Origin of the sequence: Flavobacterium chryseum (assembly GCF_004362015.1) — a bacterium.
Classification (GTDB): domain Bacteria; phylum Bacteroidota; class Bacteroidia; order Flavobacteriales; family Flavobacteriaceae; genus Flavobacterium.
Genome location: NZ_SNWW01000002.1, coordinates 118221 through 138934, shown reverse-complemented (window position 1 = coordinate 138934; position 20714 = coordinate 118221). Strand labels below are relative to the sequence as shown.

Below are 20714 nucleotides of genomic sequence, written 5' to 3'. Positions count from 1 at the left end.
TTACTGAATTAGAAGAGTTGTATATTTTAATTATTTAATAAAAGCTAAAATATCTTTATTGATTGTTTCTGCCTCTGTCGTTGGCATCCCATGAGGAAATCCTGGATAAGCAATTAATTTTCCGTTTTTCAAAAGTGCAGCAGCCTTCGGTGCCTGATTAAAAGGGACTATCTGGTCATCTTCTCCATGCAAAACAAGAACTGGTATCTCTAAACTCTTAAGATCTTCTGTAAAATCTGATTCAGAGAAAGCTTTTATTCCCTCATAATGTGCTAAAACGGAACCCATCATTCCCTGACGCCACCAATTATGTTTAATACCTTCCTGAACTGTTTTTCCTTCGCGGTTCCATCCGTAGAAGGGTATAGGGAAATCATAAAAATATTGTGCTCTGTTAAATCCGGTACCTTGTCTAATTTCATCAAAAATAGATAAAGGCACACCTTCAGGATTTGTTTCAGATTGAATCATTATTGGCGTTACGGCACTAATAATTACAGCTTTTGCAACACGTCCTTTTCCGTATTTTGCAGCATAACGTATAACTTCGCCACCACCAGTAGAATGCCCGATATGTATGGCATCTTTTAAGTCAAGAGCAGCTGTCAGTTCTGCTACGTCCGCAGCATATGTTTCCATATTGTTTCCTTCAGAGCTTTGACCTGAGCGTCCATGTCCACGGCGATCGTGTGCAATAACTCTGTAACCTTGTTTAAGGAAAAACATCATTTGTGCATCCCAATCGTCACTTGACAAAGGCCATCCATGATGAAAAACTATTGGTTGTCCTGTTCCCCAATCTTTGTAATAAATTTCTGTTCCGTCTTTTACTGTAATTGTGCTCATCTTATTTTGGTTTTAGATTAATAAATTTTTAGTAGAAAAGTTCAAACTTCGTAAGTAATTAAATGTAAGTTTTTAATGTACCGGATGTTTCTAATTTCTTTTACAAATTTAGAGCTATAGACAAGAGCTGTCGATTAATCTAGATTAAGAAATAAAAAGCTGTATGATAATTTTATTGAATTGATACACAACTCAAAATAATTCCAGTTGATTATTGGGGCTGTCAGGTCTTTTTTTCGGAGGCTTTGCATCTCCAAAAATAGTTCTTCCGCCATATTGGTGTGATTCATCCCGTTCTCTTTGAATCAGCGCATCAAAGTTAGTATTGGGCGTAAAACTTTCTTCGGCTTTTCTTGAGATTTCAGATAATTTCTGAATAGCATTTATTTTATCACTATTACCAATTTTCGCACGATTAATGGCTCTTTGTAAAGTATCAATAGTTTCATCATAAATTTTTACCGGAACAGGAAACGGATGCCCGTCTTTTCCTCCGTGAGCAAATGAAAAACGTGCTGGATCTTCAAATCGGGTAGGAGTACCGTAAATTATTTCGCTAACCAGTGCTAATGACTGCAAAGCTCTTGGTCCCATTCCTTTTAAAAGCAAAAGTTCTTCAAAATCTTCCGGTTTATTTTCATGCGTTGCCCAGAGCATTGCGCCCAGTCTTTTCATGTTAACATCTTCCATTCTAATATCATGATGTGCTGGCATAGAAAGATACTGCATTTCTTTCATGATTTTTGTTGGAGATTCTTTCGATAATTCTAAAATACCTTCTCTTGATTTTGTAGCTGCCTCAGCAGTAAGGTTTAAAATAGTACCTTGATTTTCGCCGTAAATAAACGTATGAGGTTCATTTATAAAAGACTTTAAATCTGCTGAATGCCAATGGTATCGTCGCGCAGTTTTAGAGTTAGGGTTCATTCCTTGCTGAATAACAGCCCATTGCCCTTTATTATCAACAATAAAATTATGCTGGTACAACTGAAATCCGTCCTGAATGGCGGTGTTATCTACTTTAGCCGTAAGTCTGCTGCAATTGGCGAGATTATTACCGTCAAGTCCTGTTTTTTCACCTACAAACAGAAGTTCTTGTGGCGTAAGCATCGAATGTTTGCCTTTACCTCCGCAGATATATATTCCGAGTTCTTTTGAATGCGGGTTTACAGACTTTTTTAAGGCGCCAAGAACAGAAGTTGTAATTCCGGATGAATGCCAGTCCATTCCCATTACAGCGCCAAAACTTTGAAACCAAAAAGGATTGCTTAGTTTGCTGATTACTTCAGAAGTAGAAAATTCCATTGCAATCGTTTCTACAATTGCAAAACCAAGTTTAGACATTCGTTCGGCTAGCCATAACGGAACATGTCCGTAATGTAATGGGAGATCTGCTGTGCCGGAACGTTTCATCTGAGTTTGTATTTATACAAAAATAGGCAAAAATATTTTTAATAATTTATTGAAATTCAAGCTTTTTAGAAAAGGATTTACTATGAGATTTATACAATCATTTATAAATATCTTAGTGGTATTTTATAACTTTTACAAAAGATTCTATAAGCGTTCATTTTTATAATTCCATTAATTTTATTAGAAATTTAAAACTTATAATTATGAACACAAATAATCAAAATCAGAATAGCACTAAGAAAAGTGGTTCTGATAATCGAAGTGACATGAGAAAACATCAATATAAAGATCATGATGAAGTTTTAACAAACGATGAAAATTATGATGTTGACACGCACAAATTTAAAGGTAAAGAACCTGATTTGGATGACAAGCTAAATAATGAAGAAAAAAAATAACAAATAAAAACGTCTCAAATTTAGAATTTGAGACGTTTTCATTTATACTCTCAACTCTTTTTAATAAGTTTTTTATCCTGTGATAATGTATTAAACTTTTGCTTATAAAAAGAGAATATGGAATAATTGATATCAAATTTTTTAATATTCTTATTATATCTGCCTTAGATTACTAATTTCTTATCTATATTTATTCTTGATTTTTTATTTATTGTAAAAATTTAAAACATTGATTGTCAAATATTTAAAACAACGAAATCGTTGTATAAATCTTGATTTTTAACACATCTTTTCTTTAGTTTATTTTTTAAGTCTAGTTTCGTTATCTCCTTTTTGTAGGAACAAACTAATTAAAAACTAAAATTATGAACAATCAATTACATTTTACTTTTTTAAAAAGAGACAGGTATTGCTATATAATTTGGCTCTTTTTCGCTCTTTTTACTTCCAATTTATATGCACAGCGCGGTTATTATGATGCGCCGTATAAAAGGTATGAAGCAAACTTAGGCCAATTATCAAATGGCGCTACAGTTACTTCCAAATCATATATTCAGGCTGATCTTCAATCAGAAGCATCAAATCAGCAATGTGTAAATATGTCTGCAACCAATGCTACAGTTCAATGGACGCTTACAGAAGCTGCAGACGGACTTGTAATTCGTTATAGCGTTCCTGACGGACAAAGTGCAACTTTGGGCGTGTATAATGGAAGCACAAAAATTACAACGCTAACAGTAACTTCAACTTGGTCTTGGGAATATTTGTGGAGTAACGGAAATCCAAATAATAACGGAATTACCAATCAAAACCCAAGAATGCGATTTGACGAAGTTCGTTATAAACTTCCCAGTAAAATAGCGGCATCCGGAACATTAAGATTAGTAAGAGAATCAGGAAATGTTCATTTGGATTTTGCAGAGATGGAACCCATTCCAACAAGTGTTAGTGCTCCGGCCGGTTCAGTAACGTATACAGGAAACGGAAGCGATCTTCAGATCTTTATTGATGCGAACGGCGGTAAAAAAATATTTATTCCGGTTGGAGTTTACAATGTTAACCGTGAATTGTATTTTGGTGTTGCCAATACTTCATTAATTGGTGCCGGAATGTGGTATACTCAAATTAATTTCACCAATACTACCAGCTTAAATGGAGGATTGCGTGCCAATGCAAGTAACATTTCATTCAGCGATCTTTACTTAACAACCAATTCGGCTTCAAGAAGCAATTCTTATAAAGCTATCAATGGAGTTTTCACAGCTGGTTCGACAGTAAAAAATATTTGGGCTGAACACTTTGAATGTGGAGCCTGGATTGCACAATACAATACTGGAGGACCTGCAATTGCTGATGGATTTACAGTATCGCATTGTCGTTTTAGAAATAATTATGCCGATGGAATTAACCTGTGCAAAGGAACAGCAAATTCGATTGTAGAGCACTGCAGTTTTAGAAATAATGGCGATGATGATCAGGCAATTTGGTCTGCAGACGGATTGGAATGTATCAATAATACCTTTAGATATAATACCTCAGAAAACTGCTGGCGTGCCTGTGGTCTTGCTATTTACGGCGGAAAAAACAACAAAGCTTACAATTTAATTATAAAAGATAATCTGGAAGCGGGTATCAGAGTTAGTAATAATTTTCCCGGAGCGCCATTTAACAATGATGGTATGCACGAAATTCACGATATCACGGTAACAACATGCGGAACTTTTAATGATACTTATAATAATCCTGTAGCGGCGGTAGATATTTTCAGTGCTACTAATGCCGGATCTCAGGTTAAAAATGTTCAGCTTTATAATATCGATATTATAGATTCAAGAAATGATGCGATTTCGATAAGCAAAAGATCAGGAGATGGTATTTATAATCTTAGTTTTAAAGACATAACGGTTAATGGAACAGGGAAGGAATTTCCAAACAATAATGCATTGAACAGAAATTGGGGCAGAGGTTTTTTTGTACTTATAGCAGGCTCTCCCAGCGGAAATGGAACGTATTGTAACATGAATTATTCCAACAGAGGCGGTAATGCTACAGTAAATGAAGAAATCAGTGCAATTGGTTCATTTTCATGGACACAAAGTTCTAACTGTTCAACTACATCAGTTGCCGTTACAGGAGTAACACTTTCACCAACAACAGCTACTTTAAGTGTTGGTGCAACGCAACAATTAACGCCAACAGTTGCTCCGGCCAATGCTACCAACAAAACGGTAAGTTATAGTTCTAACAATACTGGGGTCGCAACCGTCAATTCTTCGGGTTTAGTTACTGCCATTGCTTCGGGAACGGCAACAATTACAGTAACAACTCAGGACGGCAATAAAACAGCAACTGCTGCAATTACGGTAAATTCATCAAATGTTCCAGTAACAAGTGTGAGTTTAAATCCAACCTCAGCATCATTAGCAGTAGGTGCAACACAACAATTAACACCCACTGTTCTACCGTCTAATGCCACTAATAAAGCTGTTAGTTATAGTTCAAACAATACTGCCGTAGCAACGGTTAATGCTTCAGGTTTAGTAACAGCCATTTCAAACGGAACTGCAACAATTACAGTAACAACTGCAGATGGAAATAAAACAAGTACGGCTGCAATTACGGTAACTACGGCAACCGGAAACTATTTTACGATTAAAAATAAATGGACAAATAATTATTTGTATGATGCCGGTGCGAATGTAGGATATGGTGCAACTGTTGTAAACAATAATTACAAATGGGAAAAAGTAGCCGTTGATGCGACCTATTTTATATTAAAAAATGTAGGCACGGGAGATATAATGCATATTGAAAACTTAACAGGAGCGGTACAATGTACTGCAGGATCATCTGGTTGGTGGAGTGCACAATGGTCGAACGAAAATGTTGATGGTACTTGGGTAAGAATTAAAAACAGATGGCAAACGGGCAGTATGATTCATATTGAAAACCTCAACGGTTCTGCTCAATATGCCGGAGGACAAAACAACTGGGAAAGTGCACAATGGCAATTTCAAACTACTTCTACAGCAAAAAAAGTTACTGTTAATGAAGCAGACGTAACAGAGAATAGCATTGCAGTTAGTATTTATCCGAACCCATCAATCAATAATGAATTCAATATTGATTTACCGGAACTAAAAGCAGGTGAGGAGGCAACAATAACTGTTACTGATATTAATGGAAGAAAGGTTTTGGTGAAAAAATTAAATGCATCTGCAAAAATCAATCATAATTTAGCTTCAGGAATATATGTTGTTACCATTAATTCTAATGTTTTAAATGTTTCTAAAAAACTGATTGTTAAGTAATCAATTACAATAATAAAACAACAAAAAAATGCCAGATCAAACGATCTGGCATTTTTATTTAGTTCCCTTTCAGTAAGTTGATGCTGACCGTAGCGATATCAGCATCTGGAAATCGTTTAAAAATTGATTTATCCGGAAATAATCCTGCTTCTGAAGCGACATGATTAAAAACATCTATCTCAATAATATACTGGTCAGAAAAACCGTGAGTGGCATCATAAGCTGTTGCTGGGGTTTTTCCTAAATTACTGGCTGCAAGTTTGGGGTTTATGGTATGCAATTCAATCAGAAGCAAACCAAATTTACGGACATAAGGCGACCATTTTTGTAAATGTTCCAGGAGATTATCTTCTACCAGATTGTTACTGATTCTTTTTCCTCTGTAAGCAAATGCGCCGGTAGAAGTACTAATTCTGTCTTTGTCGATGTTTTTCGGATCTGTCCAAATTCGGTTGTGATCTAAAAAAGTCCTTACATTAAGCAAATCTTTCAGGTCAATATTATAATTTTCCCGCAAGTCATCCGAAAGTACATTTGGGCGTCCAATATCTCCCCAAATTACTTTTGCCCAAATATCTGCTTTTATAAGATTTGCTCTGGTTACTTTTAGCGCCGCCTGATTATAATCTGCCCCGACCAAAAACAACGGATATTCCTCTAGCATTTCTCCGCGTAAAGTTTGCCTGTCGATTACCTCAAAAATGTGCTGTAAAAAAGCCCCATTACCGCAACCCATATCCAGGATTCCTTTGGGTTGTTGCTCAATTGGCAGGTTAAAAAGTTTGATGATAATTTCGTCTACAACTTTAAAATACGTGTCGTGCGCACCGCCGCTTCCCCATACATTTATTTCACGATCAACATGAATTTCGTTTTCGCCATCGGCAATCATTCTTAAAACCGCCGGATCGCCAAAAATTAATTCTTCAATTTTGGCAAATGTTGGTAAATACGAAACTGTAACACCATAAGCACTGGCTCTTTTTGCAAAAAACAATCCCACTTCGGTAAATTGATAATTGCCGTTTTTTTCCAGAAACCATCCAAGATGCACAAAAAAGTCTAATATTTTTTTAAATTTTTCAGGCGATTTATGAAACTCTTCGGGTTTAAAAGAAGTCTCCATAAAATATTTGTGAAACATTCCGTTCATTGCCAAACGCACTATAGTCGGGCCAATTAAATACCCTTCTACGTGTTTTAAAATCTGGTCCTGAATACTATTTGTCAGAGCATCATCTGAGCGTTCAATTCCGTAATTCTTTTTATATTTTTCGAAAATAATGTTGAGTTTTTCAAACGGTGCATCTTCAAAAATACGTGGATGAAATTGGGTAGAAAAGTGAAGTAAATCAACTACATCTTCATAAAGATGAAAAAGTGAAAAGGCAATTTCTGTCTTTTTATTTACCGAGATTGTAATTTCCTGGGTTTTGTTATCGACTTCGTAATCTAAAAAGCCCTGAGAAGCCAAAATTCTCAAACCAACATTCAGATAACCTTCGTTTGCCTTAAAAACAGTGACAAGCTCTGTTAATTGTATTTGCTTTTTGTTCAGGATAAACTCTAAAACTGCATTGTTTTGAAGTGCTATTGCAACTGGGGCAACGGCTAAGCCGTCGAGATGTCTGAAAATGGAACTTCGAAGTTCTGATTTATTGGTCATAGTATAAAATGAATATGTACTAAAATTAGTAATTTTTTTTAACTGATGGCTATTTCTAATTTAATCTTATTGATTTAGAAAAATTCTTACACAGTAAAACAGGACTCATAATTATTAAGTCTCTTGTTTTTAATAATTTAAAAATTGGAATTAATTTAATTAACATTTTTTTTGCAAAAATTACGAATAAACTTTTGAGGTTCGTATTTTTAATATACTTTTGTTCTATCAAATTAGTAGAATATATTGTGAATTAAGGGAAAATAACAAATTAAGACTAAAAATTACATATAAATTTGAACAAAACAGAATCATTTCAAATGTATGTTTTATAAGTTTTTTGAGTCGAAATCCTTCAATACTTAATTCAAATTTTTACTAAAAATGCAATCCAAATTCAGGATTGAATTTAAAGAGCAATTCAAAATAATAATAATTCAAAATAGAAAAAATGAAAAAACGAATGTGTAGATAAAAAAATACCATTTCTGTTGCAGCAGAAATGGTGAAGCTTAAAGAAATTGTTCATCTCTGTAAGGAAAGCGAGAGTGGAGTAAATCCGTTTCGGCTAACCTTATTTATTAAACCAAAACAAAGTAATGAAAAAAAAATTAAATAGATATATCTGGTTATGTATTTTATTGATTTCCATAGGAGTTAAAGCTCAAGAGACTACACCGTTAATTCAGTCGAAACTCGAGGGAACAGTAATCGATGCTGTTACGAAGGATGCTATTATTGGCGCTTCAATAAATATTAAAGGAACTACACACGGGGTTCAAACCGATTTTGACGGGAAGTTTTATTTCCAAACAGGGCAAAAATTTCCTTATACGCTAGTGGTAAGTTATCTCGGGTATAAAAAAACAGAAACTGTAGTTAGTGCAAATTCTGTCGTTATTAGCCTTTCTCAAGAGCAAAATGCGTTGTCAGAAGTAGTAGTAACGGCGTTGGGTATTACAAAAGAAAAGAAATCTTTAGGATATACCACTCAATCAATTAAAGGCAAGGATTTGTCAGATACAAAAGAAACGAATCTTTTGAATGGCCTTACGGGAAAATTGGCCGGAGTACGTATCACCAATTCGCAGGGAGATATGGGATCTTCGCGTATTATTATTCGTGGTGAAACGTCTATATCCGGAAATAACCAGCCATTATTTGTGGTCGATGGAGTTCCGGTAGACAATTCGCAGCTTGGAAGCGTTGGCGGCGCTACCCGCGATTTTAAAAATGCAATTGCCGATTTAAATCCACAGGACATTGAGACGATAACAGTTTTGAAAGGACCAAATGCTGCTGCCCTTTACGGATCACGTGCTGCGCATGGTGTGGTTCTTATTACTACAAAATCTGGAAAAACTCAAAACGGACTAGGGATAAGCTTTAGTTCTGGTATAACGATCTCTCAAGTGGCTACTTTGCCTAAGTATCAAAATTCATTTGGACAAGGATCTAACGGACAATTTAGCTATGTAGACGGTAAAGGAGGCGGTATTAATGATGGAGTTGATGAAAGCTGGGGACCTAAAATGGACGGACGTCTTATTCCTCAATTTTATTCAAATGGTGTGGCAGTGCCTTTTGTGGCTCATCCTAATAATGTTAAAGACTTCTTTAATACAGGTATCACGCTTGATAATAGTATTTCTGTGGCACAATCGAATGATAAAGCAGATTTTCGTTTAGGAGTAAATAATCAAAAACAAACCGGAGTAGTGCCTAATAGTGAGGTAAACAAAACAAACTTTACAGTTAACTCCAATTATAAAATATCCAAAAATATAAAAGTAGGGGTAACAGCGAATTATATCGTTACTGATGCTCCAGCATTGCCGGGTGGTCCATCGGGCGGTCGTGCTGCCGGTGTAATGCTGCAGTTTCTTTGGTTTGGACGTCAGGTAGATATCAATCAGCTTGAAAATAATAGAAATGTCAACTGGAACAACAGTTATTACAGCAATCCGTATTGGAATGCTTATTATAACACTACAAGTCAACAACGTAACCGTTTAATTGGAGATATTCATTTGGATGTTAAACTTGCTGAAGGTCTTAATTTTAAATTCCGCACGGGAGTTGACTATTATAATGATCGTAGAAAATATACGATTAAGTATGGTACAAACGGAACTCCATTCGGATCGTATGCTGAAGATGCTTACACCGTAAATGAAAGAAACACGGAAGGTATTTTTACTTATACCAAAAAACTCAATGATGATTTTAGTTTGGATGCTTTGGCCGGATTCAATATTCGTAACCATAGCGATGCAAACAATTATCAAAAAGCACCACGTTTAGCTGTGCCTGATTTATATACGCTGACTAATTCACGAGATCCGTTGACTTCATCGAATTCATTATCAAGATTGAGAGTTTACAGTGCATACGCTTCGGCACAATTGGGTTATAAAAATTATGCTTTTTTAAACTTAACGGCGCGTAATGACTGGTCATCGACATTGCCAAGCAGTAACCGCTCTTATTTCTATCCTTCTGTTAGTGGTAGTTTAGTGGTTTCAGATGCCTTAAATCTAAAAAGCAATACATTAGATTTCTTGAAAGTGCGTGCTGGCTGGTCTGAAGTGGGTAATGATGCAGATCCGTATCAATTGGCAACGGTTTATAATTTTCAAACTGCATTTGACGGAAATCCAATTCAAACTTCTTCGCAGAAAAAACTTAATGAAAATTTGAAACCAGAAACCACCCGATCTACGGAATTTGGTTTAGAGGCTTCTTTCTGGAAAAACAGACTGCATTTTGATGTTGCTTATTATAACACCAATAGTTTTGACCAGATTCTGGAGATAAAAACAACTACTGCAAGCGGTTATAATTCACAGTTAATCAATGCTGGAAAAATCAATAACCATGGTATAGAAATACAGTTGGACGGAAGCCCTGTTCAGACTCAAAATTTCAAATGGAATGTAGCGGTAAATTATTCAAAGAATATAAGCGAAGTAAAGATTCTTGATTATGAAAAACAGATTCAAAACTACACAATTGGTACTTCAGGAGGTGTTGATGTATTGGCATCAGTAGGAGAGGCTTATGGTGCATTATACGGTACAGCTTACCTGCGCGACGGCAACGGAAATATAGTGGTTGGTGCAAATGGATTACCAAAAGCTGATCCGCAAAAGAAAGTATTGGGACATTATACTCCGGATTATTTAGCTGGTGTTACCAATACATTGACCTACAAAAATCTTGAATTGTCATTTCTTGTAGATGCTAGTGTAGGAGGAGAACTTTTTTCAGGGACCAACAGAACAGGTAATTACACTGGTGTACTTGCACAGACACTTGAAGGCCGTGATGCTGCTAATGGTGGATTAAATTACTATCTTAACGGAACTACAAAAACCTTACTGCCAAGTGGAGGCGCACCAGGTGGCGCAGCAGTATATGATGATGGTATGATCTTTAAAGGCGTCTATGCTGATGGAACTCCAAACACTTCAGTTCTTAGTGCGCAGGAATATTACAAAGCGTCATACAATATTAGTGAAGCCTATATTTATAGTTCAACTTTTGTAAAACTAAGAGAAATAAAATTGGCGTATAATTTCAATAAGTCATTTGTGAAGAAGTTAGGATTGGCGGGAGCCAGTATTACTGCAGTGGGCCGTAACCTTTTATTTATCTACAAAGATGCACCAAATATTGATCCTGAAACCGCTTTCAATACCGGAAATGCGCAAGGGTTGGAGAGTTTAGCTTTGCCAACTACCAGAAATTTCAGTCTGAATGTTAATCTTAAATTTTAAAAACACAAAATCATGCTAAAAAAAATAGCCTATATAACGCTCTTTGCATTGTCACTGACTTCTTGCAGCGATACGCTGGATGATATTAATAAAAATCCAAATGCAACTGAAACACCATTGGCACCTTACCTTTTAACAGGAACCTTAAAACAGGGCTCTGACTTATATTGGGGGGCAACCAATAATTTTGACTCATCTTTGCTATTTGTTCAGCATTGGGCTAAAATTCAATATACAGAACCGGACAGATACGATGTGTCTAATACGTCTTTCACTACTTTATGGAATACAGGATATGCAACTTTGATTACAGATTTGAATACAATTCTAAATTTTCCGGCAGACCAGGCAAATTCAAATTACAAAGGAATTGCATTAACCTTACGTTCATGGACATTTTTATTGCTGACAGATGCTTATGGAAGTATTCCTTACAAAGAAGCAGGTCTAAAAGTAACACCGGCATACAATACTCAAAAAGAAGTGTATACAGGATTACTTGAAGATTTGAAACAAGCGCAGTCTTTGCTAAACACAGCAAACGGCACTGTAACCGGTGATTTGGTTTATAAAGGTGACATTACAAAATGGAAAAAACTGGTAAATTCACTTCGTTTGCGTATTGCTTTAAGAATTTCAGACAGAGAACCTGCTTTGGCCAAACAAACTGCGATTGATGCAACAACAGATGCTGCAGGAGTATTAAGCAGCAATAACGATACTTTTAAGTTTACTTATATTAGTTCGCCTCAGCAAAATCCGGCCTCAGCATGGTTTGAAACTCGTGATGATTATCGTATTTCTAAAACATTGGTTGATAAATTAAAAGAATTCTCAGATCCGCGTTTGCCGGTTTATGCGCAGTTGCCATCAGATGCAAGCGTTGGTACATACGTTGGAGCAGCTAATGGATTATCTAACAGTGATGCCAACAGTCAGGGATTTGCTAAAACATCAAAACCGGGTACTTATTTTCTGACTTCGGCTTCGCCGGCTGTAATTGCTTCCTATTCTGAAACGTTGTTTAATCTTTCTGAAGCAGTAGCGCGTGGATATATTGCCGGAGATGCAGAACAACTATATAAAAATGCAATTACGGCATCATTCAATCAATTTGGTATTACTGATGCAACAGTTATTTCTAATTACCTGAATCAGGCAATTGTAAAGTACGATGCAACAAATTATGCTAAATCAATAGGTACACAAAAGTGGATTGCATTTTACGGACAAGGACTTGATGCCTTTGCAGAGTGGAGAAGACTTGACTATCCGGTATTAACAGCTGGTCCGGCTACGGTTTTGGACGGAAAAATACCTTCACGTTTCTTTTATCCAGGCACAGAGCAATCTTTAAACGGAACTAGTTACCAGGCAGCAATTTCTGCTCAGGGAAAAGACTTACTTACCACAAAATTATGGTTTGATATAAATTAAGCAGAATTCCGGAGATAATTAATATTAAATCTCCTGTTTACATCTATTAAAATAAAAAAAGCTAGATCGAAAGATTTAGCTTTTTTTATTTTAAATACTTTTTTTGGTATCAAACTTAGAACAATTCGTATATAGTTATGGCACTTATGGTAAAAACATTGTGTACAAATACAAGCTGAAGGTAATATCCTTTAAAATTACTAAGCCGCGATGATGGTATAATTTCAAGCAGAAAAACCCAGCCTATAATGTGTAATAAGCCGTTGATGAGTCCTATAATAAGGCTGATCTTCCAGGATATTTCTTTGAATTCATAGTACCAAATCAGGTAATAGATGGAAGCAAAACAGACTCCTATGCAATGGTGCAGTATCTTTCCGGTTATAAATTTTGCTTTTAGCGGAAAATTTATATCAATTGCGGTTAGAAGAAATGTAAGAAGTGCAGGTTCGCGGTAAACTTCGATGTCTTTTACCGATACTGTCTTGTAAAATAATCTTAGAATGCAAGAGGCAACAAACCAGGAAATAAAAATTTGAAAGAGCAGGTAAAAGATCATAAAATAAAAATAGAGGCATGTAAATTTATACACGGTCAAATATAGAAGATTAATTTTTAAAACGATCAAAAAAAGAAACCCCGAAAGTATTTTCAGGGTTTGTTCTTTTTGTAATTGATGTTCATAAACTTCTTGGACTACGCTTTTGGTTGAATGATTTATTATGTAAGTATGCATCACTTTTATAAAGCCAATCAATTTGTGATAATTTGAGCGGAGTCTACTTTGTGTAAAGCTTCTTCTTTTTGATTTAGATTACGATCTTCATCATCGCAATGATCGCAACTGAAGTTAAACAATGAGATTAATATAATTACGGCAACTTTTAGACATAAAGTTTTCATATGTATGAATTTTTTAGAGATTATTGAACGCAAAGTAAAATTACGGTCAAAAATTTTCTTTCATAATTATAAACTCTAATTACATATTCCCCATGTCAAACTATAAAAGAAAACCCCGAAGTGTCTGACTTCGGGGTTCTCTTATTTTAGTTATACTGTAATCATTATTTTTTAGTCTCAACCTCAACCCTGAATTTACCCAAAAAAGGATTGTCAGCCATTTGCGAATGTCCAATTACTAAAATATGATTTCCTTTTTGCTTGAGTTTGATTTTTAAATCCATTCCAAACGGTCCGTCTGAAGTGTTATCGGGAAAAATAATTTGGTTAAAACGGATGTTTCCTTCGCCAGTAGTGGGAATAATGTTTGCGCTTAATTCGCCTAATTCTTCAATTTTAAATTTGACATACGTTCTCGGATGAAGAGAATCTAAGGAACCTTCAGCTATATACGATCCTCTTTCATTTTTAGAGCTCATAAGTATAGTGTCGCCAACTTGTTTGTTTTCTTCGAATTCTACTGGTTTGTCTTCGTCTTTACTTTTCTCTGTAGAAATTTGCTCCGAATCGTTAACAGGAGCGGTTTTATTTTCTTTTTGTTGACAAGAAAAAAATAAAATTGGTAGTAATAGCATTAAGAAATTTTTCATAAATATGTTTTTTAGTTAGATCTGAAATGTAGTTCTTTTTTGAAGATTTCTTGTTACATAATTTCATTCTTATTTCTAGATTAGTATATAAGTCTGTTTTTCTTCCTATTTGTTTTCTCAAAAATAAGCTTGTTATTAATCAATACAATTGAAATAAAAAAGACAGTTTTTAATTACATGTTAATTGATTTCATAGATTTGTAATACCACGCACCATAAAACTTTTAATCATGCCAATCATTGAACACTCAGAATATAAATTTCCTTCTATTATGCATCGTAACAGGCACGTTTCTACTATTTATGCTGCTTTGATTAAAAGGTTTGATGCTCCCGGATACACAAGAGAAAAACATGAGTTAGTCGACGGAGATTTTATCAACATTGATTTTATCATAAATAATTCTAAAAAAGCAGTTATTCTATGTCATGGTTTAGAAGGAGATTCCCGCAGAACGTACAATAATAGCTGTGCAGTTTATTTTCAGCAGAAAGATTTTTCAGTTTTTGCATGGAATAACCGAACCTGTGGAGGTGAAATGAACCGTTTACCCAGACTTTATCATCACGGTGCAGTAGATGATCTGGACGAAGTTGTTCAGTATGTTTTGAAAAAGGGATTTGAAGAGGTTTATTTGATTGGATATTCAATGGGAGGTGTTCAGCTTTTGAATTATTTTGGATGGAAAAAAATCGATAAGCGCATAAAAGCCGGAGTATGCATTTCAGTACCCACACATATTGCCACAAGTGCGGCTGTACTCAAACAAGGCTTTAACAGAGTTTATTTAAAGAATTTTACAATTGATATTAAAAGAAAACTGAAACATAAAGCAGCGCAGTTTCCTGATTTTATAAACAGTGATCAAATTGACAGCATTACTTCTTTTGATGAAGTTGATCATTATTTTACAGCACCGCTGCATGGCTTTGCCAGCCGTGATGATTATTATCAGCGCGTTTCTCCTGAATTTTCCCTTAAAAATATTACCACTCCGGTCTTAATTATTAATTCTCTGGATGATCCTTTTTTAGGTGAAAGATGTTACCCAAGAGCTATAGCGAAAGACAGTGCATACGTTTATCTTGAAACTCCAAAGTATGGAGGACATTGTGCTTTTCCGCTGCGTAATTCAACGTATTCCTATGCAGAGCAAAGAGCCTATGAGTTTTTTAAATCTTATAAATAGTCCCGAATCGTAAAATACAGGTGTAAAAGAGTTTGTAACTGACACTTAATCTGGTGTAAAGAAGATATAAATAAAAAAGGTTTATGATAAACGACTATAAAAAACACGATTTGTATGGCAAAACACTGATTCAAAAAATTGAAATAACACCGCCGTTTAAATTTGATTTTCCGGTTACGGAGCAGGCTTGTTTTTTATATGTGAAGGAAGGTGACATCGAATATCAGATTGATAATGAAAAGATAGAGATCCCCACCAATTATGCATTATTACTGAATTGTATACATTCCGGAAAGCAAATACAGAATTCAAAATCAAAAAGTAATTGTGAAATTGTGATCGTTACTTTTTATCCGGAGATATTAAAAAAAATATATGACAAGGAACTTCCATCTTTGCTTCAGAAACCAAGAAACGTAACATCGAATAAATCAAGTGAAAAAATAAACAACGATTTCCTAATCCAAAAGTATATTGAGGGATTATTGTTTTATTTTGAAAACCCTTCTCTGATCAATGAAGATATACTGATACTAAAGGTAAAAGAAATTATACTTTTACTTTCTCAGACACAAAATTCAGAATCGGTACAGCTGATATTATCGCAGCTTTTTTCTCCCACGACTTATACTTTCAAACAAATAATTGAAGCCAATTTGTTTTCACAGCTCACCATCGAAGAACTGGCGCAGCAAAACAATTTGAGTGTCTCATCTTTCAAGCGTGAATTTGCAAAAATATACCACGATACGCCCGCCAATTATATTAAAGCCAAAAAGCTTGAAAAAGCTGCAGAACTTTTGCAGGTTTCTAATCAGCGTATTACTGAAATAGCATTTGACTGCGGTTTTAATGACCTGGCAAATTTTACCAAAAGTTTTACCAGTAAATACAGCGTAAGTCCAACAAATTATCGTCAGAAATCAGATAACGATTAATAGTAGTAAGTTTTATTGTATATATTTTTTTGTGAACTAAATTGCCAAATAATTGGACCAATTAACAAAACCATTCCCTTTAATGTGTCGGAAGTTTGTATTGTATTTTCAAACAACCTTAAATCAATATAAAATGGGATTATCAAGTTTAGGAATTTTTCACACAATTATAGGCGTAGGAGCAATTATAGCGGCAGTAACAGATTTTATCAAGTACGGTAAAATCAATTTGAACAAAGTATCCGGTAAAATATATTTTTACGGAACAATCATTACATCCTTAACGGCATTGGGTATTTCAAAACATGGCGGGTTTAATCCGGGACATGTTTTTTCTGTTTTTATACTTATTCTAGTATTAGCAGGTTATTTTCTGAATTCAAAAAGAAAAAATAGCGCAAGGGCGCGTTATTTTGAAAACTTCTGGCTGTCTTTTAGCTTTTTGCTGTCTCTTGTTCCAACTGTTAACGAAACTTTTACCAGAGTTCCGTTAGGGCATCCATTGGCTAAAAATATAGCAGATCCGGTGATTGGTAATACGCTCGTTTTTATATTGTTATTCTTTATTGCCGGATCAATTTATCAATTTAAAAAACAGAAGTTTATTAATAAAACTGTGGCGCTTTAACCTTGCAAAAAGGTTATAGACAGGTTTCTTTGACGACCATAAATTATAAACCTCCAAAAGTCAAATAACTTTGGAGGTTTACTATTTAAACATTAAATTAATGTTTATTCATCATCTTCATCTTCGTCAGCTTCTGACTCGTCTAAAGTTCTTCTGTCTGCATCATCATGATCCAGTTCGGTTGGTTGATGATCTGCAGATCTTTTATCGTCAAAATGTTGCGTATCTGGTGTATCATTCTCTTCCTTAATTTCAGAATTAAGAGATTCTTCATTCATGTCGTAACTTCTATCATATTTTTCTTGTGCTATCATAATCTTTAAATTTAATTGTTTTTAATTTTCTGCTTAAGAAGCAGATCGTATTAATTTTTTTGAATAATGATAAATTTAAAAAGTATAAGTATCAGGAAATTACAGCTTAAGCTGATTTGATTATATTATTTTCAGATAATTAAAGGTGTATTTACTTGGAAGTTTACAGAATCAACTTAAAAAACTGCAATTTTCCCTGTTTGAACTTCGCCTAAACTTGTAATTATTTTATAGATATAAATTCCTGAAGCAGTATTTTTTAGATTGATAGTATTGGTTTTAGAAAGTAAAGGAGAAGTGATCGTATTTTGTCCGATAATATTGTACAAATAGAAAATGGCGCTTTCCTCTTTTTTAGCTTCAATATTTAATTCTTCATTATTGCTTAACAGCGTGGGGTGTATAAAAAACAAATCGTCGCCTAAATAATGAGTGTCAAGAATTAGCGAACTTATTACATTATTGTTTTCTAAAATTATATTTATCTTGTACTTATTGCTGCCCTTTATTGGGGCGTCATCTAAAAATGAGAATGCTTTTGAATTAACGTCATTTATTGTGCTGATGACAACTTCCGTATCATTACTTATTTTTACTAACTCAATTCTTTTGATATTGTACAGGCTAAAAAGACTGGCATTAATTTTTATTTTGTTTTCCTCATAAACTTCTGCCAAAGCCAGCTCGAAATAACAATTTGAATTTTGGGCATACTGCAATGTTGACTCACTTTTTATTCCTTCACTATTATCAAACACAGGAACAACAGTGTAAATTTTTCCATCAGTATAGGTATAAGTAGTGTTTATTATTTGTTCTTTAAATTCTAAATTATCTCCTGTAAGTTGATAAATATTAAAGGAAGCAACATCGGCAGGTTTGTCCCAATTAATTTCTGTTGTGCCATCACAAACTAAGCTGGTACTAATATTTAAATCATAAGAAATCGTAAAGCTATCAGAAATATAATCAGAATTATCAATGGTCATTTTCAATTTTGCCTTTGAAAATTTTTGTTCTGTTGGCGTATACGAAAATTGTTCAGTATCCAGATTTATACCATTTGCGATAATTTCCCAAGTCTGCCCATCATTATAACTAATAGACAATTGTCCGGAGCTACCGGAAAATGTAGCATCCCATTTGAAAGGCGAGATAGTCTTGCCATCATAAGGGAAATTATCATTTGTAACAGGATAATTCCATTCAAAATGATCTTGCAATTCATATTCGTAAGCAATGCTGTATTCCTGTGATGTATTTGAGACATATGAACCAATAACATTAATAGCATATGATCCCGATGCCGGACTTTCAATTGTCACTTGCTCGATAGTATTAATTTTATCTTTTCCTCTTACAGCTTGCTGCTGAGGAATATCAGGATTAAGAACCCACGGTAAAAAAGAGGTGTTATCTGCCGAAATAACTTCCAGATCTAAATCGTTCACCAAACTTATATTACTGTTGATTGCAGCGGGCAAATCGTTCCAGACTAATGTAATTTTTAAGTTTTTCGCATTTGCCGGCAGCGTAATCGTATGTGAATTTGTCTGACCTGATGTCAAATTGCCAGCGATAATTCTGTTTTCGCTGATCGTTTTTAAGCATTTATCAGCATTGATAGTACCATAACCGTAGGTAAAATCCGGACCTATAATACCTAAATCTTTTGCACTATTAATTAAAATTGCTTTTGTCTGGGCATTAGTCAGAGCGATATTGTTTATCGTTTTATAATGTTGTTTCATCAGGGTAATAATTCCTGTAGCTAATGCCGTAGAATTTGAAGTTCCTTGTGTGCTAAAGGCTACCAGCTCAGGTTTTATTCGGCCGTCATAGGCGGGACCTTTTGAAGAAAAGGGCATAATTACTTCGTTTTGGTCAATGCAGCCTACTACAATACTATTTTTGGATTGCTTGAAATTACCGGTAATAGATTTATAACCTTGAAGTCCGGTATTTCCGGAGGAAAAACAATGAGTCAAATCAGGATTTAAAAATAATTGAGAGTCGTAAGCATTAGCTAGTGATCCATAAAAATTCTCAATTTCTGTACCGTACGAATGATTTTGAGTAACAGCACCTTGTAAACTGGCTATTTCATCAGGATAAAGATTCAAAAAGTCAGACGATAGTATCTTTGCCTTTTGAGCGACTCCTTTTCCTAATACAGAACTATTTCCTAATCCGGAAACTATAGTTGCCATAGCCGTGGCATGGCCCGATACGATAGCCGATTGTGTAGGAGAAGGAATGTGCTTATTTAATAAATCAACATCAGTTGCATCAAAAAGATCATCTTTGATAGCCACAATTTGATTTTCGCCTGTTAAAAGTGGAAAATTTGTAGAGGCTTTGTTTATATAATTTATAGTAAAATTTTGATCTGTTATTTTAGATTCTGCTTTTGGTTGCAGCGATTCCTGCGAAACAGAAGTTACGCTACTCAAATCTATAATAGTGTCCATAATTGTCTTGGAATCACTTTTTATGATTACAAGATGCTTATCTACTATTTTGATATCAGAAATGTACAGTGATTTTAAGTCCGTAATTAATGCTTTAATAGAATCAGTTGCTATTATATAATTTTTGTTTTCCGTATGATTTGAAAAATTTGAAGGTAATTTCCATAAATTATTAACCGGGAGAATTTCTTTTAAAACCCGTTTAGATGTTGCGCTTTCATTTTCAACAATACAAAAAGTACTATCGAGTTTTTTTACAATCTTATATTTGTTATGATGTGCATTCTCTAAAGATGTAAGATAATATTTTTCAAATTTTCTTTCGTTTTCTTTTTTTATGTATTGCTTCCATTTTTCAGCACTTTGCGAGAAACTGATTGTTGTTAGCATAAAAAGGAGGAAAGTAATTTGTGTCTTCATTTATTGTAGCTATTAGGGCAATTATAAGTATTTCTCATCAATCGTACAAAAAACGGACTGTTGCAGCTGTTCATCACTTCTTATTTTAGATAAAGAAAAGAATGAAATATTGTACTAATGATTTCTATTTGAAATATTTATCCGTTGTAGGTAAATCAAAGTTATTAAATTATTTGTAATAATTTTATGATTTTTTATTTCATTCAGAATCTTCAAAATATGTAGGACAAATTCTCGTTTTATTGCCCTTTTTCAATTTTAATTGCTATCCAAAATTGTAAAATCATTTTTTTAACAAAGTATAAATAAAAAAAATATTCAAGGAGTATTATTATCCATAACACTCTCAT

14 protein-coding genes are annotated in these 20714 nt (G+C 34.3%); 7 read left to right on the top strand and 7 right to left on the bottom strand.

Features of this window, described 5'->3' with window-relative positions; genetic code table 11:
- Nucleotides 1–30: 30 nt before the first annotated feature.
- On the bottom strand, nt 31–846 hold the full coding sequence (locus tag EV143_RS04285) for an alpha/beta fold hydrolase (protein WP_133506740.1): 816 nt from the start codon (nt 844–846) through the stop codon (nt 31–33).
- A 192-nt stretch (nt 847–1038) separates the two neighbouring features.
- A complete protein-coding gene (locus tag EV143_RS04280; protein WP_133506739.1) occupies nt 1039–2259 on the bottom strand; it encodes a DUF763 domain-containing protein in 1221 nt (406 codons plus the stop codon).
- Between the two features lie 203 nt (nt 2260–2462).
- Between EV143_RS04280 and EV143_RS04275 the strand changes: the two genes are divergently transcribed.
- Together EV143_RS04275 and EV143_RS04270 are read left to right on the top strand one after the other, a co-directional pair.
- A complete protein-coding gene (locus EV143_RS04275; RefSeq protein WP_133506738.1) occupies nt 2463–2657 on the top strand; it encodes a hypothetical protein in 195 nt (64 codons plus the stop codon).
- A gap of 365 nt (nt 2658–3022) precedes the next feature.
- Nucleotides 3023–5968, top strand: coding sequence for an Ig-like domain-containing protein (locus EV143_RS04270; protein WP_133506737.1), 2946 nt, complete (start codon nt 3023–3025; stop codon nt 5966–5968).
- A gap of 58 nt (nt 5969–6026) precedes the next feature.
- On the opposite strand, the gene EV143_RS04265 is transcribed toward EV143_RS04270, so the two are convergent.
- On the bottom strand, nt 6027–7634 hold the full coding sequence (locus EV143_RS04265; RefSeq protein WP_133506736.1) for a class I SAM-dependent methyltransferase: 1608 nt from the start codon (nt 7632–7634) through the stop codon (nt 6027–6029).
- 599 nt (nt 7635–8233) lie between these two features.
- Here EV143_RS04265 and EV143_RS04260 point away from each other — a divergent pair.
- Together EV143_RS04260 and EV143_RS04255 are read left to right on the top strand one after the other, a co-directional pair.
- The gene (locus EV143_RS04260; RefSeq protein ID WP_133506735.1) at nt 8234–11413 is read left to right on the top strand and encodes a SusC/RagA family TonB-linked outer membrane protein; all 3180 of its coding nucleotides are present in this window, start codon (nt 8234–8236) and stop codon (nt 11411–11413) included.
- 12 nt (nt 11414–11425) lie between these two features.
- Nucleotides 11426–12850 (top strand): SusD/RagB family nutrient-binding outer membrane lipoprotein, encoded by a 1425-nt coding sequence (locus tag EV143_RS04255; protein WP_133506734.1) that lies wholly within the window; start codon nt 11426–11428, stop codon nt 12848–12850.
- A gap of 753 nt (nt 12851–13603) precedes the next feature.
- Here the strand turns inward: EV143_RS04255 and EV143_RS21430 are convergent.
- Nucleotides 13604–13753 carry a hypothetical protein gene (locus EV143_RS21430; RefSeq protein WP_166638115.1) on the bottom strand — a complete coding sequence of 50 codons (150 nt, stop codon included), beginning with the start codon at nt 13751–13753 and terminating at the stop codon, nt 13604–13606.
- Nucleotides 13754–13917: 164 nt separating this feature from the next.
- Nucleotides 13918–14403 carry a hypothetical protein gene (locus EV143_RS04250; protein WP_133506733.1) on the bottom strand — a complete coding sequence of 162 codons (486 nt, stop codon included), beginning with the start codon at nt 14401–14403 and terminating at the stop codon, nt 13918–13920.
- 230 nt (nt 14404–14633) lie between these two features.
- On the opposite strand from EV143_RS04250, the gene EV143_RS04245 reads away from it, so the two are divergent.
- The 3 genes from EV143_RS04245 to EV143_RS04235 all read left to right on the top strand — a co-directional run bounded on the left by EV143_RS04245 (nt 14634) and on the right by EV143_RS04235 (nt 17159).
- Nucleotides 14634–15593: a YheT family hydrolase gene (locus tag EV143_RS04245; RefSeq protein WP_133506732.1), complete on the top strand. Its 960-nt coding sequence runs from the start codon at nt 14634–14636 to the stop codon at nt 15591–15593.
- Nucleotides 15594–15676: 83 nt separating this feature from the next.
- Complete coding sequence (locus EV143_RS04240; protein WP_133506731.1) at nt 15677–16531, top strand: AraC family transcriptional regulator; 855 nt, start codon at nt 15677–15679, stop codon at nt 16529–16531.
- Between the two features lie 133 nt (nt 16532–16664).
- A complete protein-coding gene (locus EV143_RS04235) occupies nt 16665–17159 on the top strand; it encodes a hypothetical protein (protein WP_133506730.1) in 495 nt (164 codons plus the stop codon).
- Between the two features lie 104 nt (nt 17160–17263).
- On the opposite strand, the gene EV143_RS04230 is transcribed toward EV143_RS04235, so the two are convergent.
- Both EV143_RS04230 and EV143_RS04225 read right to left on the bottom strand, forming a co-directional pair.
- Nucleotides 17264–17473, bottom strand: a complete 210-nt coding sequence (locus tag EV143_RS04230; protein WP_133506729.1) for a hypothetical protein — start codon at nt 17471–17473, stop codon at nt 17264–17266.
- A 176-nt stretch (nt 17474–17649) separates the two neighbouring features.
- Nucleotides 17650–20364, bottom strand: a complete 2715-nt coding sequence (locus EV143_RS04225; RefSeq protein WP_133506728.1) for a S8 family serine peptidase — start codon at nt 20362–20364, stop codon at nt 17650–17652.
- Nucleotides 20365–20714 lie beyond the last annotated feature (350 nt).

Bases quoted from the DNA above. Each gene is read 5' to 3' on its own strand.
- EV143_RS04285 (WP_133506740.1), bottom strand. From the start codon at position 846: ATGAGCACAATTACAGTAAAAGACGGAACAGAAATTTATTACAAAGAT.
- EV143_RS04280 (WP_133506739.1), bottom strand. From the start codon at position 2,259: ATGAAACGTTCCGGCACAGCAGATCTCCCATTACATTACGGACATGTT.
- EV143_RS04275 (WP_133506738.1), top strand. From the start codon at position 2,463: ATGAACACAAATAATCAAAATCAGAATAGCACTAAGAAAAGTGGTTCT.
- EV143_RS04270 (WP_133506737.1), top strand. From the start codon at position 3,023: ATGAACAATCAATTACATTTTACTTTTTTAAAAAGAGACAGGTATTGC.
- EV143_RS04265 (WP_133506736.1), bottom strand. From the start codon at position 7,634: ATGACCAATAAATCAGAACTTCGAAGTTCCATTTTCAGACATCTCGAC.
- EV143_RS04260 (WP_133506735.1), top strand. From the start codon at position 8,234: ATGAAAAAAAAATTAAATAGATATATCTGGTTATGTATTTTATTGATT.
- EV143_RS04255 (WP_133506734.1), top strand. From the start codon at position 11,426: ATGCTAAAAAAAATAGCCTATATAACGCTCTTTGCATTGTCACTGACT.
- EV143_RS21430 (WP_166638115.1), bottom strand. From the start codon at position 13,753: ATGAAAACTTTATGTCTAAAAGTTGCCGTAATTATATTAATCTCATTG.
- EV143_RS04250 (WP_133506733.1), bottom strand. From the start codon at position 14,403: ATGAAAAATTTCTTAATGCTATTACTACCAATTTTATTTTTTTCTTGT.
- EV143_RS04245 (WP_133506732.1), top strand. From the start codon at position 14,634: ATGCCAATCATTGAACACTCAGAATATAAATTTCCTTCTATTATGCAT.
- EV143_RS04240 (WP_133506731.1), top strand. From the start codon at position 15,677: ATGATAAACGACTATAAAAAACACGATTTGTATGGCAAAACACTGATT.
- EV143_RS04235 (WP_133506730.1), top strand. From the start codon at position 16,665: ATGGGATTATCAAGTTTAGGAATTTTTCACACAATTATAGGCGTAGGA.
- EV143_RS04230 (WP_133506729.1), bottom strand. From the start codon at position 17,473: ATGATAGCACAAGAAAAATATGATAGAAGTTACGACATGAATGAAGAA.
- EV143_RS04225 (WP_133506728.1), bottom strand. From the start codon at position 20,364: ATGAAGACACAAATTACTTTCCTCCTTTTTATGCTAACAACAATCAGT.